The sequence below is a fragment of the Mastigocoleus testarum BC008 genome, assembly GCF_001456025.1.
GTDB classification, from domain to species: Bacteria; Cyanobacteriota; Cyanobacteriia; order Cyanobacteriales; family Nostocaceae; genus Mastigocoleus; species Mastigocoleus testarum.
Map to the genome: position 1 here is coordinate 80,787 of NZ_LMTZ01000091.1, position 15,062 is coordinate 95,848.

At 37.6% G+C, this 15,062-nt stretch carries 13 protein-coding genes; 7 read left to right on the forward strand and 6 right to left on the reverse strand.

Going from position 1 to position 15,062, the window contains the following annotated elements; all coding sequences use genetic code 11:
- Nucleotides 1-373: 373 nt before the first annotated feature.
- Nucleotides 374-841: a hypothetical protein gene (locus BC008_RS17995; RefSeq protein WP_027841032.1), complete on the forward strand. Its 468-nt coding sequence runs from the start codon at nt 374-376 to the stop codon at nt 839-841.
- Between the two features lie 59 nt (nt 842-900).
- On the opposite strand, the gene BC008_RS18000 is transcribed toward BC008_RS17995, so the two are convergent.
- The 3 genes from BC008_RS18000 to cofG all read right to left on the reverse strand — a co-directional run bounded on the left by BC008_RS18000 (nt 901) and on the right by cofG (nt 5,510).
- Entirely contained in the window at nt 901-3,087 is a 2,187-nt protein-coding gene (locus BC008_RS18000) for a tetratricopeptide repeat protein (protein ID WP_027841031.1), read from the reverse strand.
- Nucleotides 3,084-4,418 (reverse strand): AAA family ATPase, encoded by a 1,335-nt coding sequence (locus BC008_RS18005; protein WP_027841030.1) that lies wholly within the window; start codon nt 4,416-4,418, stop codon nt 3,084-3,086. The genes BC008_RS18000 and BC008_RS18005 overlap by 4 nt, the downstream gene beginning before the upstream one ends.
- Nucleotides 4,419-4,511: 93 nt before the next feature.
- Nucleotides 4,512-5,510, reverse strand: a complete 999-nt coding sequence (gene cofG / locus BC008_RS18010) for a 7,8-didemethyl-8-hydroxy-5-deazariboflavin synthase subunit CofG (protein WP_036264574.1) — start codon at nt 5,508-5,510, stop codon at nt 4,512-4,514.
- Between the two features lie 23 nt (nt 5,511-5,533).
- Here cofG and BC008_RS52110 point away from each other — a divergent pair, with 23 nt between their 5' ends.
- Nucleotides 5,534-5,659, forward strand: coding sequence for a hypothetical protein (locus tag BC008_RS52110; RefSeq protein WP_268768228.1), 126 nt, complete (start codon nt 5,534-5,536; stop codon nt 5,657-5,659).
- Here the strand turns inward: BC008_RS52110 and BC008_RS18015 are convergent.
- Nucleotides 5,645-5,836: a hypothetical protein gene (locus tag BC008_RS18015; RefSeq protein ID WP_058183747.1), complete on the reverse strand. Its 192-nt coding sequence runs from the start codon at nt 5,834-5,836 to the stop codon at nt 5,645-5,647. The genes BC008_RS52110 and BC008_RS18015 overlap by 15 nt on opposite strands.
- A 463-nt stretch (nt 5,837-6,299) precedes the next feature.
- Between BC008_RS18015 and BC008_RS18020 the strand changes: the two genes are divergently transcribed.
- From BC008_RS18020 to BC008_RS18030, 3 genes are all read left to right on the forward strand, one after another.
- On the forward strand, nt 6,300-7,325 hold the full coding sequence (locus tag BC008_RS18020; RefSeq protein ID WP_027841029.1) for a hypothetical protein: 1,026 nt from the start codon (nt 6,300-6,302) through the stop codon (nt 7,323-7,325).
- A gap of 433 nt (nt 7,326-7,758) precedes the next feature.
- Nucleotides 7,759-8,841 (forward strand): photosystem II q(b) protein, encoded by a 1,083-nt coding sequence (gene psbA / locus BC008_RS18025; protein WP_058183748.1) that lies wholly within the window; start codon nt 7,759-7,761, stop codon nt 8,839-8,841.
- Nucleotides 8,842-9,585: 744 nt separating this feature from the next.
- Nucleotides 9,586-10,476 (forward strand): NAD-dependent epimerase/dehydratase family protein, encoded by an 891-nt coding sequence (locus BC008_RS18030; RefSeq protein ID WP_027840978.1) that lies wholly within the window; start codon nt 9,586-9,588, stop codon nt 10,474-10,476.
- 1 nt (nt 10,477) lies between these two features.
- Here the strand turns inward: BC008_RS18030 and BC008_RS51395 are convergent, their stop codons facing one another.
- Nucleotides 10,478-10,939 carry a GNAT family N-acetyltransferase gene (locus tag BC008_RS51395; protein WP_027840977.1) on the reverse strand — a complete coding sequence of 154 codons (462 nt, stop codon included), beginning with the start codon at nt 10,937-10,939 and terminating at the stop codon, nt 10,478-10,480.
- 234 nt (nt 10,940-11,173) lie between these two features.
- On the opposite strand from BC008_RS51395, the gene aroC reads away from it, so the two are divergent.
- Nucleotides 11,174-12,262, forward strand: coding sequence for a chorismate synthase (aroC, locus tag BC008_RS18040; protein WP_027840976.1), 1,089 nt, complete (start codon nt 11,174-11,176; stop codon nt 12,260-12,262).
- Nucleotides 12,263-12,915: 653 nt separating this feature from the next.
- Nucleotides 12,916-13,107 carry a hypothetical protein gene (locus tag BC008_RS18045; protein WP_058183749.1) on the forward strand — a complete coding sequence of 64 codons (192 nt, stop codon included), beginning with the start codon at nt 12,916-12,918 and terminating at the stop codon, nt 13,105-13,107.
- A 456-nt stretch (nt 13,108-13,563) separates the two neighbouring features.
- Here BC008_RS18045 and ctpC read toward each other — a convergent pair whose 3' ends face one another.
- On the reverse strand, nt 13,564-14,850 hold the full coding sequence (gene ctpC / locus BC008_RS18050; protein ID WP_027840975.1) for a carboxyl-terminal processing protease CtpC: 1,287 nt from the start codon (nt 14,848-14,850) through the stop codon (nt 13,564-13,566).
- Nucleotides 14,851-15,062 lie beyond the last annotated feature (212 nt).

The following is a 15,062-nucleotide window of genomic DNA, read 5'->3' on the forward strand; positions in this document are numbered from 1 at the left end:
TTAAGAGATTGAATGAGTTGAATTTAATAAATTAATGCTTTATTTTATTTTTATAAAATTGTTTTTGAATATACTTATTTATAATTAATTAATATTTTGAAGTTAGTATTTTGAATGTTTTTGAGAAAGTACAGACTTCATATTAAGTAGTGTGTTGCGGTACATTTCTATCTTTATGTTAACTAAGTATGTCGGTTTAGTGTAACGCACCGCCAAAGAATAGTGTTACGTATATTTGGACTTCGGGCTACAAATGTTTGATGGTGCGTTACGGCACTTTTGAGAAGGTGACCAGAATAAATTTAATAAGCCATGCGCCTAACGCAGCCTACGCGATCGCATTAAAACTCAATTCATAGGAATCCTCCAGCCAATGATTCATCACATTTCTATACCTGCAAGTAATCCAAAACATGTTGCTGAGGTGTTAGCTGAACTTTTCAATGGCTATTCTGCACCTTTCCCATCCAACCCAGGTAGCCATGTTGCACTTGCAGGAGACGAGTATGGTACTTTAATTGAAGTTTATCCTCTTGGTACTGAGATGATTCCCGGAGAGGGTGATAAATCAATCCAATTTCAACACCAAAATACCTCAAACCAGTTTATTGCTAGTCACGCTGCGATTTCTATACCGCTAAGTCAGTCGCAAATTGAGTCTATTGCTGCTCGCGAAGAATGGCGGTGCTTACGTTGTAGTCGGGGTGAGTTTGATGTGATTGAGTTTTGGGTTGAAAATGCGGTATTACTCGAACTAGCAACTCCGGAATTAGCAAAACAATACACTAATGCTTTAGCTCCAGAGAGATTAGCTGAGTATTTTGCTCAGAGCAATTCTTAGAATTATTTTAAGTTGCGACGTTTTTGGAAAGGTGAACTCAAACAATTATAGTTGTGTGTTTAACTCAACTTATGGGATTGAATCAACGCCTGAAACTCTTCACTATCTCGAATTGGATCAAAATCATCATCTGTTTTTGCTATTTCTTGGTATTCAGGATTTAGATTGATGGCTTGTTGTAGATTTTCAATTGCTAAATCGATATTTTTTTGTAAAGCGTAACAACAAGCTTTGTTGTACCAAGCGTCGTAATCATCAGGTTTGATTTCTAATGCTTTGTCAAAAGATGCGATCGCTTCTTCTAATTTTCCCAACTCATGCAGTGCTATACCCCGGTTTTTCCAAGGTATGTAGTCGTCAGGTTTAATTTCTAATGCTTTGTCGTAGGATGCAATCGCTTCTTTTAACCTTCCCAACTTACGCAGCGCATAACCCCGGTTGTTCCAAGCTTGATGAGATTCAGATTTAATATGAAGTGCTTTATTATAGGATGCGATTGCTTCTTCTAACCTTCCCAACTGACGCAGCACGTAACCTCGGTTGTTCCAAACTTCATGTTTATCAGGTTTTATTATCAGTGCTTTATCGTAGGATAAAATAGCTTGCTCTAAATTTCCTAATTGGTAAAGCACATTTCCCCGACTATACCAAGCTTGGTAATTATTAGGTTTAATTTCTAATGCTTTGTCGTAGGATGCAATTGCTTTATCTAGTTTCTTTAATTGATCCAGTGTATTGCCCTTATTATACCAAGCTGTGTAGTAATTAGGATTAATTTCCAGTGCTTTATCGTAGGATTCAATCGCTTCATCTAATCTTCCCAACTGATATAGTGCGTGACCCCTGTTGTTCCAAGATTGGAGCTTGTTAGGCTTAATTTCTAGTGCTTTGTCATAGGATACAATCGCTTCATTTAACCTTCCCAACTGATGCAGCGCGTAACCTCTGTTGTAATAAGCTTTATGGTATTCAGGTTTAATTTCTAATGCTTGGTTATAGGATGTAATCGCTTTTTCTAACTTTTTCAAATGATATAGTGCGTTACCCCGGTTGTACCAAGCTTGGTAGTAGTCAAGTTTAATTTCTAATGCTTTGTCAAAAGATGCAATTGCTTTATCTAAACTTCCCAACTGAAGCAGTACTAAACCACGGTTAAACCAAGCTTTGTAGTAATCAGATTTTATTTCAATTGCTTTATCATAGGATGTAATGGCTTGTTCTAAGCTTCCCAATCCATACAGGGCAATACCCCGGTTGTGCCAGGCTTGGTGGTATTCGGGTCTTATTTCTAGTGCTTTGTCATAAGATGTAATAGCTTCGTTTAATCTTTCCAACTGACGAAGTGCTAGACCTCGATTAAACCAAGCTTGGTAGTAGTCAGGTTTAATTTTTATGACTTGGTTGTAGGATGCAATTGCTTCTTCTAATCTTTTCGAATGATACAGCGTAATACCCCGGTTATTCCAAGCTTGGTGGTATTCGGGTTTTAATTCTATTGCTTTTTCAAATGCTCTCAAAGCTACCTCATGTTCTTTTGTCGCAGTAAGTAGCCTTCCCTGTTCTCTTAATAATTCAGCCTTATTATCAAGAGTCTGATATTTTTCTTGTAATAATTCTTGAATTTCTAGAAATTTTTGAATCTGTTTTTCTGAGGTTAAAGCACAATATTCGTCATAATCTCCTTCTTCAAGAATACGGGATGATTCTTGCTCTAAAATTCCTGGTTTGGTGGGAAATTCAAAGATGCTAGAACGCCAATCAAAAAAATCTGGAGCGCGGTGGATAAAGTATTTAAGAGAAAAGGAGCGTAAGAGAAACACAAAGCAGATGCTAAAAGTATCTCGAAATCTTTCTCTATGTAAATTTAAATGATTTAATATTGGCGGAACACCTTTCCAACTGTAACTGAAACGCTCGCTGTTCTCGCCAAACTTAAGTTTTTCATATTCATATAAGGAATACTCCAACCCTTGGAGAAATAAAATATTGATTTGTTCTCGATTTGGTAAGTCTTTAACTATCTCATATAAGTTGTCAATCGGCTTATCAAATCGTAAAACTTCGATCCTTTTTTCAGGTAAGTCTTCCTTCACCCTGGTGATTAAGTCCTCACTTTCAACAGGAGAAGACCGAACAAATAATAAACGAAAACCATGTGTCCGTTTTAAAGTACGGATAAAAGCTTGATATTCTTCTTCTGGTTCGGCTGGTAAATCTTCGTCCCAGTCAATTGATTCTGAAGTCATGGCTGCATTTTCGCTACAGCTTCCTTAAATTCCGCTATCCCTCTAATTAAAGGATGAACATCGCACCAACGTTGAATTTCATATTCTTTGTCCAGATAACGATATTCTAAAAAACATCGGTTGAATAACAAACTACGATGCTCATTGTCGTTAATTACCCGTTTTGAATGAAAAACTTTTGCTAATAAATCCCATTGGTTGTGTTCTACAGTTTGACGATAAGTATTGCGTGCTTTAGTAATTGCACGTCGTACGGCTCTCTGAGAAATTGGTAACTCTTCTGTAAGTGCGATCGCATCTTGAGTTAAGAGTAGCAAATTTCGGACGTGACCTCCACTCATCAAACAAAGCTGCTGGAAGGTTTCTGGACTGTCAAAGATTTCTGTATCTAAGGATAAGTAAGTTGTACACTGACTAATTCGCTTAGAAATAATTTCTTTGATTTTACTGAGTCCTGGTTCGCATATTTCACCGTCGGGAGTCCGTACCATAATCATAGGTAAAACTTCCGTATCGCTGTAGCTTTCTCTGACGTCAGTACTTCTTTTGGAGTAAACCAATGATATGGGAACAGTATAAATTAGATGACAATCAAGAGCTTTTAGTTGTTCGCTGCGATCAAGAAAGATTTCTTCGTGGTTAATTTTCCCACTATCAGTAATAATTGGGGCGATTCGATCTAAGTTATCGACAATAACTGCTAATTCGCTACGACCATCAGGAAGTTTCTTTTTTGCTTCTTTGAGAAACTGATTTAAAACCTGAATTAAAGTAACGGTGTAAGGATCTACTTTTTTTCTAATTTTTTCCCGTAAAGAAGGTTCTGCTCTCAAATTCGCTGTTAGTTTTGCAAACTGGGATATTTGTGCTTCCATACTCATTCCCTGGAAAGACACTTCTGTTTGTGCTAAATCTTTGATATCTTCCCAGCGACCTTCTAACCACTGCAATACTGGGTTAGCATTACCAATATTTTTTAATCCTTCCAGAATGTGACGGGTGCAAGCAAGAAGAATATCAGTATACCGAGCATCTTCAGAATCTATATCTTCCTCATCTGCTGCAAAATAAACTACGTAGAAATTCTTTTCTTCCAAAAATTGTTTCAAGCGCAGTAATTCTGTTGATTTTCCCGCACCCCGATGACCTGAATATAACTGACAAGTATTTTCCTTAGAGAGTTTAATTCGATTACCCAGATCTAGCAGGATATCCCCATCACCTCTAACTTCTCGACAATCTACATAAGTTGGATCGCCCGCAGGTAAAGGTCGAAATGGGTCAAAAGCATTATAAATATTTGTAAGTAATTCAATATTTTGTTCAGGCATAAACACTATATATAACAGACATTTGCTGTTTAACTGAGTGTATTTTTATTGTAAATTAAGCCCATGCGTTACCCGTCTCATCGGTTATTTACCTTATCCTTTACTTATCTTATCCGTTGCGAATTTTACCCTTTCTCCACTACGCCAACTCTTCACTGCATCCCGTAACTTCAACGACAACCACCCATCAAACTGAGGATAAACTGGTAACCTCTCAACTAATTCCCACCCATAGGGTTGTAAAGTTTCCCTCAAATCTTTTTCCTGATGATGGGGATAATCGGGATTAACTTCATCTTTAGGTCCAATTCCCCCCAAATCCCTTGCTCCCGCTTCAATACAAGTAATTAACCATTGGGAATCTGGAATTAAATTTGGTGGAATTTGAATAGTTATATCCTCGGGAAGAATTTGACGTGCTGTAGCAATTACTTCTGGTAATTTATGGGGGTCGAAAGGTGGTGCATCAAAACTTTGTTGAGTACCAGGACTATGGGGTTGCAAAATCACTTCTTGAATGTGGTGATAATTTCGATGTAATTTTGCGATCGCTTCCAGAGTTTCCCAGCAATCATCTTCGGTTTCCCCAATCCCCAATAATAAACCTGTAGTAAAAGGTATTTTTAATTTTCCCGCCCATTCTAACTGTTGTAACCGTAACTCTGGTAGCTTGCTTGGAGCATGGCGATGTACCGTATCCAATAACTTTGGGGTTAATTGTTCCAACATTAATCCCATGGATACATTGACATTCTTTAGTTGTTCCATCTCCTTAAAACTTAATGGTCCAGCATTGGTGTGAGGAAGAAAACCCATTGATAAAGCTAATTCACACAAATCATAAATCCGCTCGAACCATTCTTGGCGTCGTGGTGAGTTTGGGTGTACTTCACCACTGAGAATTAGAATTTCACAGACTTTCTGGTTTTGCAGTTTTGTAAATATCTCCCGTGCAGAACTCAAAGTCATCCAAGGACTTTTACCAGGGTCGGTGCGAAAATTGCAATAACTGCAACGGTTAAAGCATTCATATGTCGGAACGATAGTGTAAGCAGGGCTGTAAGTAACAGTTTTTGGGGAGGAAACTGACATGAAACCATTGAATCGGAAATGTTATGAGTTATGTTAACGCACGCAATTGGTTATCAGCAGTTTCCCAAAACATGCTTCCGACTCATGCACCAAAAAAACTGAATGCTACACCTCGCTCCAAGCTACAACAGATGTTACGAGTGAACTAATTCACCTTGAGCAGTCAGAATTAATATCCCACCAACAAAACTTTCAATTACAGTTTGCAGCAAGTAAACCTCTGAAATTGAATTTAATTTTTGATTTTTTAAGTCTTCATGCTCCAAATTATTACTTATGATGGATGTTTTGGATGAGTATGTTTGCGGATAAAATCCTCCATTCATTGTTGCTCCGATTAAGCATCAACTAAATATTCAATGAAATTCTCATAATTAGAACTATGTATGCACAGGAATTTTATCGTATATATAAGAAGAGGATAGAACTAACCTGAAGTAGGGTGAAGTTTTTATAAAACAAAGCTGGAGAATCAACTAATTAGGAAATAATAAGTTCAAGTAAAACCTAGGCGTGGAAAGGTTAATAGTTTCCCACCATCAAACACATTTTTTCCGGGCTGAAAATTGTGACTGTTTGCAAACTAGAGCAGAAACTGCACAAGTTCCGATTTTAAGGAAGCTTCTTGAGGAATAAAAATTTTTATTCCTAAATTTATTAGTTCCCTAAATTTGTTAGTTTCATTTACATGTTTGTATTAAGTCCAAATCTTTTTAACAAGCCTTACTCTCGATTAATAAATCAGCCAAACCGCTCGCGAACTTCAGAAGGTAAATAATTTAATATCACATGAACCCAGCAAGCATTGATGAATGGTTCCCTACAGAGCAGCAACGCAAATATATTTCTTTATTGAGAGGACAAACCAATTTAACCCGTCGTCGGGCTGAATGTTTTGTAAAGTTGTGGGCTTACTTACTGGTTAAACAATATGATGAATCAGGGAATAACTTAGAGTTACCCTTGACAAAACTATTGGCACCAAAAGGTTTCATACCTTGTACTCATAAAGAAGCACACGAGCTTTTTTACTCTACCCAAGAACGTGGAAGTGAAAGAGCTGCAGGTATGATGATGGATAAGCTTGCTACTATAGGATTAATTGAAAAAGAATTTGATGGTAATACAACTTGCGTTCGAGTCATATCACCATTAACCAACCTAAACGATACAGTTCAACCAAAAAAATCAGTAGAAGTTTTTGCAGATGTCTTTGAACCACGAATAGACACTATTCCTGTCAGTAGTTATTTGAGACATCATTTTAACTTTGGAAATAATACTGCAGCGTCCCATCGTATAGCTAGAATCCTACGTAATTGGTCGAAGCAAAGCTCTGCGATTATGAGGGTATTGCGTCGTTGCGACAATAATTATCCAGTAGGATTTTATGTCCTCTATCCCGTAGCAAAAGAATCTGAGGAGAATTACTTTACTTCACCCCGTCATAGTCTTTATTTCAGCGTTAATTCCGACTCCGATCCAATTAAAATGGCTGTACCGGGAGATACAAATTGTACCTGCATTCATATTCGCGGTTGGTACATAGAACCCGATTACCTGAATTTTAATAATATCTGTAAATTCTTAGAAGACGGGAAGCAAAGTTTGACTAAGATGCAGGCTGATTTTCCTGAGCTTTGTGACATGTACACAATTCCCTTACAACCAATCTATGAACAGCTTGCAACAGCATTAGGTTTTCACAAAATAGAATCTGACCCCCATTCATCAGTATCTTGGATGTACATCGCTGTAGATAATTATCTGAAATTAGAATTAACAAAAGTTTTGTCAGTTCTAAAGTTCAATTGATCTTTAATTGGTCTCAAATATTCTCAGGATAGTGCGTTTGCACTCTAACAAAACTTAACTTACTTTGATCTACCCCAGCCTTAAGGTAGATATCGACTTAGCCGTCACTTTAGGTTTGGGGGATTATTTTTTAATTATTTGTTCATTTTGATTCAGCTATTTTATAAACCGTAATAAAAATGCAAATATATTCTGAGAGAATATTTTTGTATGAATATCGATAAAATTCAATAAAATATTTTATAGAATAGCTGTAAGCCTTATATATCAAAGATATCTGACCAAAAAAACCGCAGTTTAAAATTAGTACCTGAAAAAATTACACTAAAAAAACTGAAAAAAACTTTACAAATAGCAATATATACTCTAATGTATTATTCATAGGCATAAATTACTAGCCTAATACATACCAAATCAAAGCAATTATTGAACCATGACAACTACATTACAGAGACGCGAGAGCGCTTCTTTGTGGGAACGGTTCTGTCAGTGGATCACCAGCACCGACAACCGCCTTTATATTGGCTGGTTCGGCGTATTGATGATTCCTACATTATTGGCAGCAACCACCTGCTTCATCATCGCATTTGTAGCAGCTCCCCCCGTAGACATCGACGGTATCCGCGAGCCAGTCGCAGGTTCCTTGATCTACGGAAACAACATCATCTCTGGTGCTGTTGTACCTTCTTCTAACGCTATCGGTTTGCACTTCTACCCCATCTGGGAAGCAGCTTCCTTAGATGAGTGGTTGTACAACGGTGGTCCTTACCAGTTGGTAATCTTCCACTTCTTGATCGGAGTATTCTCTTACTTAGGTCGTCAGTGGGAGCTTTCTTACCGCTTAGGTATGCGTCCTTGGATCTGTGTTGCATACTCTGCACCAGTATCTGCAGCAACCGCAGTATTCTTGATCTACCCCTTAGGACAAGGTTCCTTCTCTGATGGTATGCCTTTGGGTATCAGTGGTACCTTCAACTTCATGTTGGTATTCCAGGCTGAGCACAACATCCTAATGCATCCTTTCCATCAGTTGGGTGTAGCAGCAGTATTCGGTGGTTCCTTGTTCAGTGCAATGCACGGTTCTTTGGTAACCTCCTCCTTGGTTCGTGAAACAACCGAAACCGAATCTCAGAACTACGGTTACAAGTTTGGACAAGAAGAAGAAACCTACAACATCGTAGCTGCACACGGTTACTTTGGTCGTTTAATCTTCCAATATGCGTCCTTCAACAACAGCCGTTCTTTACACTTCTTCTTAGCAGCATGGCCTGTAGTAGGAATCTGGTTTACCGCTTTAGGTATCAGCACCATGGCGTTTAACCTCAATGGTTTCAACTTCAACCAGTCTGTAATCGACTCTAGCGGTCGTGTAATCAACACCTGGGCAGACATCATCAACCGTGCCAACTTGGGTATGGAAGTAATGCACGAGCGCAACGCTCACAACTTCCCCTTAGACTTGGCTGCAGGCGAAGTAGCTCCCGTTGCTGTAAGCGCTCCTGCTATCAACGGTTAATAAGCAAACAGGCTTTTTAATTTAGCTTGCATATCACCACTAACCTCCCTCCATGGGAGGTTTTTTGTTTTTGGGTGGCAACATATGTAGTATTTCTGTTTTGTACAGTGTGACATACTCCCACACTGAAACAAGTTTACAGTGTGGGCTTCTTGCACGCAGCAAGCTGAACAGCGACTCCCGGTACCCCGTAGACATTGACTGTTAGCGCAGCGTCTCCGCAGGAGAAGCTATATTTAGACTGCACGAGATGCCCCTCCGCACAGCAGAACAATACAAAAATGCTCTACCCTTTGTACTGTCAGAGTTTTACCTACCCACAGATATACTGGATAGAACCCTCTACTCCGAGTTGTCAAGGTACAATATGTTGACCAGCATTTACGGCTTTGCCAACAAACATATAATAACTCATCACTCCAGTAAGAGATAAATAAAAATGGCGCTGTCTTCTATACTGCGTTAACAAACATGCCAACACCCATATAGAAGACGCACCATTTTTATTCGGCTTCCTCCCCTTGGGGAGGCTAGGAGGGGGTTTATCCCACACTTCCCTTACGGGTAAGATGTGGGGCTTACGCCGTTCCAGCTAATCGGATGTAACAGAAAAATAAATTAATTTATCTTTGTAATTGCAATCGCCTTTACCTGCCAATTGAGAATAAATCCTGTAAATAATTTAGTTGGAGTGTTGATTTCACTTCAAGATTTAGATTTACAGAATATTCTCAACTAATAATTATGAATGTTGCCATTATCGGTTGCGGTTATGTTGGTAGTGAAATTGCTCGACATTTGAGTTACGCGTTTAGTTGTAAAGTCAAAGCGATTGCACTAAGTAAAGAAGAAGTTCCCCAAATAAAAATCCCATCATGGCAACAAGAAGCAGTAATAGTAAACGGAGATGAACCTTCACTTTTCTCAGTTTTAAGTAATCAAGATGCTGTTGTTTTAAGTTTTCCTGGGATTAATAACGAAAAAAGACTTGACACTTCTAGCAATCGCGGTTTTGGTAATGAAGAAACTTACCTACACATAACTAAAAATTTAATTAAAGCTTTGACATTGAACCAGAAATCAACTGTGAAGCAATTAATATTTCTCAGTAGTTGTGATGTCTATGGCAACACCAATGGCGCATGGGTAAATGAAGATTATGCGATCGCACCCATTAAAAAACATATTGAAATAATTTTCCAAATAGAAAAAGCCTTATTACAGGTATCTAATCAGTATTTAACAGTTTCTGTACTGCGTTTGGGAAGAATATATGGGTTAAACCATAGACAAAATTATGTCCTAGAACGGCAACTAGAGAATTATTCCAGTCTTTGCGGTCGAACTATTTCCGGAACAGGTGAAGAATTTCTCAATTGGACTCATATTGATGATGTTAAGTCAGTTACAGGATTTATTCTTCAACATAAATTGCCAGGAATCTATAACCTAGTAAATGATTTACCAATCGAAAGTGGTGAATGTTTCCGGCAAGTATGTAAATCTCAAGGTTTTGCTAATGTGGAATGGGATTCCTCGATTAATACAAATCTTCCTAATGTTCGCGTCTCAAATCAAAAGCTGAAATCGGTAGGTTACAGGTTTATTCACAATCGATTTTCAGTTTTAGATTAAATTAGATCAAATTTTTGGAGAATTCTAAAGAATGTTTGGTATTTTTGTAACCTATATTTTCGTAGAAATTGTGGGCATCCTTGCGAGTAATATTAGAACGTAAACGAACCGTCTGGCAATTCTTAATTAGTGCCCACTCCTCAACTTTTTGCACTAGTAGACGAGCAATACCGCGTCGACGGTAATTGATATCCACAATCAATCCAAATATCAACACTTGTGGTGAAACAATAATGAAGTCAGACTTATGAGCGTGAATCCAACCTACTACAAAATCATTTCTCCAACTTGCGACATAAATAATATGAAGATCATCTTGTTTTAAGGAGCGAAGGCGATCTCTTATATCTCCATGACCAATAGAATATCCTAGTTGTTTGGACAGATTAGAAATCCGCTCAGTATCTTGCAAACGAGCAGGTCGAATAATGGGTTGATAATTATCAGTAACTTTGGTTAACAATCTTTTATCGACTTGAGCGTATAAGTTCTGAAATATTACAACTAATAAAATATGACGGAGATAGTAAAAAACTAAAGATTTTACTTCTCCTAAATGTTCTTAGTATGATTATAAATCTTATGTAAGTCCTGATCGTTTAATTTCATGTCTTAATTATCAGGACAAGACATCAGTTAAAATACATAAGTTAAAACATAAAACACATAAGCTTAGACTTTTCCCTCAATATCAATCATGGGTAATACTTTTGGGCATCTATTTCGTGTCACTACTTTTGGTGAGTCTCACGGTGGTGGAGTAGGAGTGACAGTTGATGGTTGTCCGCCACAACTAGAAATTTCAGCAGAAGAAATTCAGGTAGAATTAGACCGCCGACGTCCCGGACAGAGTAAGATTACCACGCCGCGTAAAGAATCAGATACCTGTGAAATTTTATCAGGAGTATTTCAAGGTAAAACTTTAGGTACGCCAATCTCTATTCTGGTACGTAATAAAGATACTCGCCCTCAAGATTACAGTGAGATGGCACAAAAGTATCGTCCTTCCCATGCAGATGCAACCTATGACGCCAAATATGGGATTAGAAATTGGCAAGGTGGTGGTAGATCCTCCGCACGAGAGACAATTGGTAGAGTTGCAGCAGGTGCGATCGCTAAAAAAATTCTCCGTCAAGTAGCAAACATCGAAGTTATTGGTTATGTCAAACGCATCAAAGATTTAGAAGGAGTTGTTGACTCCAATAGCATTACTCTAGAGCAAGTAGAAAGTAACATTGTCCGTTGTCCCGATCCAGAATGTGCCAAACGGATGATTGAATTAATTGAAAAAACTGGAAGAGATGGTAATTCTCTTGGCGGTATTGTAGAGTGTGTAGCTCGGAATGTACCCAAAGGTTTGGGCGAACCAGTATTTGATAAATTGGAAGCTGATATTGCTAAGGGTGTGATGTCTTTACCAGCAAGTAAAGGTTTTGAAATTGGGTCTGGTTTTGCTGGTACTTTACTTACTGGTATTGAACATAATGATGAATTTTACATTGATGAGAGTGGAAATATCCGCACTGTAACTAACCGTTCTGGGGGTATTCAAGGTGGAATTTCTAATGGTGAAAATATTATTTTGCGTGTAGCATTTAAACCGACAGCTACGATTCGCAAAGAACAAAAAACAGTTACTAAAGAAGGTGAAGAAACTCTGCTAGCAGCCAAAGGAAGACATGACCCCTGTGTGTTACCTCGTGCTGTACCGATGGTGGAGGCAATGGTAGCTTTAGTATTGTGTGACCATCTCTTAAGACATTACGGCCAATGTAAAATTTTATAGTGTGAATAAATTTAAGTATTGTAAGTTAAGTAGAATCTAACTCTCTGTAGTTTATAACTTTTTAAAAATCATTCAAAATTAATTGAATGAAAATTGAGTAATATACGGACTTACAGTTATTTTAGTTTCAACACTACATCGCATAAAAGCTAATGATGGTTATTAAAAGCATAATTGAGCAGAACTTAGGATATTCGTCTAGAGGATATTCTGTGTATTGCTAATTATTAAGGTAATAACTTTATTAGTCTCATATGCTCGAAATTAATTTTGAGCCTCAATCCAAGTTTGGTTTTTAAAATGAAAGGTTAGTAATAACTTAAAAATTACTAAAGTTCAAAAACTTGCAATCATTTAAAGCATCAAATATAGCGCTATGCGCAATTCATTAGCGGATTCGAACCGTAGGTAGCGCAGCTAGAGGCTATGCGACGCCGCAGGCTCTAACTAACAACATCACCTTGCGGATCCACCGACGCCGCAGGCTCTGAATCCACTAGGCACTAACAAAAGCTTACAAATCATAGCTTTTAGCGCATCTACGATGAACAGGATTTACCAACTTCCTGAACTTATTACATAGTGCTATAAGCAAAAAACCCAACAGCCCAATTTGCAAGCAAAATTCTATACAGATTGTGGACAAATCTATAATGATTAACAACACGTCATCTTGGTATATTGTTAAAAATTTGTCTGGGAATTGCAAAATAGTTCCTAGTAATCAGGTTCTACAGGAAAATGAAAGCGGAATCAGCCAACAATGGGGACCTTTTATTTCCCAAGAGGAAGCTATTGTACGTAGGGTAGGTTTAATAAGAACGGGTAAATGCAAACCCATTTAGTTTTTTTTTCTGCATTTATTTATGTTCAATTATAAAAAGTGATAGAATCCCTGTTCTACTTATGATGTTATTCAGAGTGCTACATTTTCTGGTTAGGACATCTTCTTTCTCATATTTTTTGCCTTGTGTTCACATTTAACCTTACTGAGTAAGTACACTGCAGAAATCTGAAAAAGCCCTCATATTATGGGATTTTTCCTACCCAATTTGAAGCAAAGAATTATGTCCTAACCAATATGTTTGCTGCTATATAAAACTAAAGTTAAAGCCGGAAGTTTTTAATGGTTATCAATTATTTGTAATAATCACTAGCTGTGAATTTGTGTTGTTTGCAAAACCAAAAATTATCAGGAGTTCTTGGAGCAGTGAAAATCTCTCAAATTTCTGCCCCCTAACTAAGTAATTTTTGAATATCAATAAACAATTGACTAATTAATTTATAAACTAATTAGTCATTTATTTTTTTGCACTTGTATTAGTAATTGGTTTATTTGTTATCTTTTTCGTTAATATATCTAGGGCTTTAACATATTGTGGATCGGCTTTAGTACCAATTTTGTTACGCTCTTTACTTAACTCTTGACGTTTGCTGTCGCTTAATTTGACTTCGATATCAGGTTCGATACCTTTCTTGTTAATGTCTCTTCCACTGGGAGTAAGATATTTGGCAATGGTAACCGCTAAACCGGAGCCATCATCTAAAGGACGAACTGACTGTACTAATCCTTTTCCGAAAGTTTTGGTTCCGACTAAAGTTGCTCTTCCACTGTCTTGCAAAGCCCCAGAAAGAATTTCACTGGCGCTGGCACTACCACCATCAACTAAAATTACCAAAGGTTTTTTGGTTAGGATACCAGGGCTTGCTACTTCTTTTTTTCTCGGACCGCTACGAGCAACCGTAGAAACAATAGTACCCTTGTCCATCCACATAGAAGCAATATCGGTACTAGCATAAAGTAAACCACCGGGGTTGGAGCGCAAGTCCATGATATAACCAGCGACCTTTTTAGTTTCTAAATCTTTGATCGCATCACGCATTTCTTTAGCTGCATTGGCACTAAATTGGTTTAATCTGATATATCCTATATTGCCTGCAGGACTCTGATTTTGACTAAATTTAACAGGATGTATTTCTATTTTTGCCCGTTTGATTCTAAAGTCCTTGAGATTACCATTACGTTTGATTGTTAGTGTGACGCTAGTTCCAGGCTCACCACGAATTAAAGATACAGCTTGGTTAGTATCCATTCCTTTAGTACTCTTACCATCAATTTTGACAATTAAGTCCTTCGACATAATTCCAGCATTTGATGCGGGAGTACCTTCAATAGGCGAAACAACAACTAGCTGTTTAGTTTTTTCTTCTTGAGTAATTTGAATACCTACCCCTGTCAGTTCTCCAGAGGTGTCAACCTGCATATTTTTAAATTCTTGAGGGTCCATGAAGCGAGTGTAGGGATCCTTGAGCTTTTCTAACATCTCTCGGATGGATTTATAAGCTTCTTGTTGATTATTGTAAGACTTATTTAAATACTCTTTTCGAACTGATTGCCAATCTACTTTATTAAAAGTTCCATCTACGTATTGTCGGTATACAATTTGCCAAACTTCATCTACTAGTTCCTTCGGACTTTCCTTGAATAAAGCTTGTCCTTGTGAGTGCATTCCGATGCTAAAAACAGCTACAGTGGACACCATCAGTGCAGTAGCACCTAAAACAAGTCCGTTTTTTGTATTGATCATAATGACAGCTGTGCCAGAGGAATATTTGATCTCAGTATGCTAAATCTAACATAGGGTAACACTGTAAAGACCCAGCATAATTTGTTATTTCAAAAAAATATCAAAGAATCCGGCTACTTTGGCGATCCTCTATGTATCAACCAAATCCGAATTGCATTTCATTCTACATATACAACTAGCCCGATTTCTATCTATAAGTAGTCAGAAAACGG

What these genes read in the sequence shown, in the direction of transcription:
- BC008_RS17995 (WP_027841032.1), top strand. Translation starts at nt 374, where the DNA reads ATGATTCATCACATTTCTATACCTGCAAGTAATCCAAAACATGTTGCT.
- BC008_RS18000 (WP_027841031.1), bottom strand. Translation starts at nt 3,087, where the DNA reads ATGACTTCAGAATCAATTGACTGGGACGAAGATTTACCAGCCGAACCA.
- BC008_RS18005 (WP_027841030.1), bottom strand. Translation starts at nt 4,418, where the DNA reads ATGCCTGAACAAAATATTGAATTACTTACAAATATTTATAATGCTTTT.
- cofG (WP_036264574.1), bottom strand. Translation starts at nt 5,510, where the DNA reads ATGTCAGTTTCCTCCCCAAAAACTGTTACTTACAGCCCTGCTTACACT.
- BC008_RS52110 (WP_268768228.1), top strand. Translation starts at nt 5,534, where the DNA reads ATGAGTTATGTTAACGCACGCAATTGGTTATCAGCAGTTTCCCAAAAC.
- BC008_RS18015 (WP_058183747.1), bottom strand. Translation starts at nt 5,836, where the DNA reads ATGAATGGAGGATTTTATCCGCAAACATACTCATCCAAAACATCCATC.
- BC008_RS18020 (WP_027841029.1), top strand. Translation starts at nt 6,300, where the DNA reads ATGAACCCAGCAAGCATTGATGAATGGTTCCCTACAGAGCAGCAACGC.
- psbA (WP_058183748.1), top strand. Translation starts at nt 7,759, where the DNA reads ATGACAACTACATTACAGAGACGCGAGAGCGCTTCTTTGTGGGAACGG.
- BC008_RS18030 (WP_027840978.1), top strand. Translation starts at nt 9,586, where the DNA reads ATGAATGTTGCCATTATCGGTTGCGGTTATGTTGGTAGTGAAATTGCT.
- aroC (WP_027840976.1), top strand. Translation starts at nt 11,174, where the DNA reads ATGGGTAATACTTTTGGGCATCTATTTCGTGTCACTACTTTTGGTGAG.
- BC008_RS18045 (WP_058183749.1), top strand. Translation starts at nt 12,916, where the DNA reads ATGATTAACAACACGTCATCTTGGTATATTGTTAAAAATTTGTCTGGG.
- ctpC (WP_027840975.1), bottom strand. Translation starts at nt 14,850, where the DNA reads ATGATCAATACAAAAAACGGACTTGTTTTAGGTGCTACTGCACTGATG.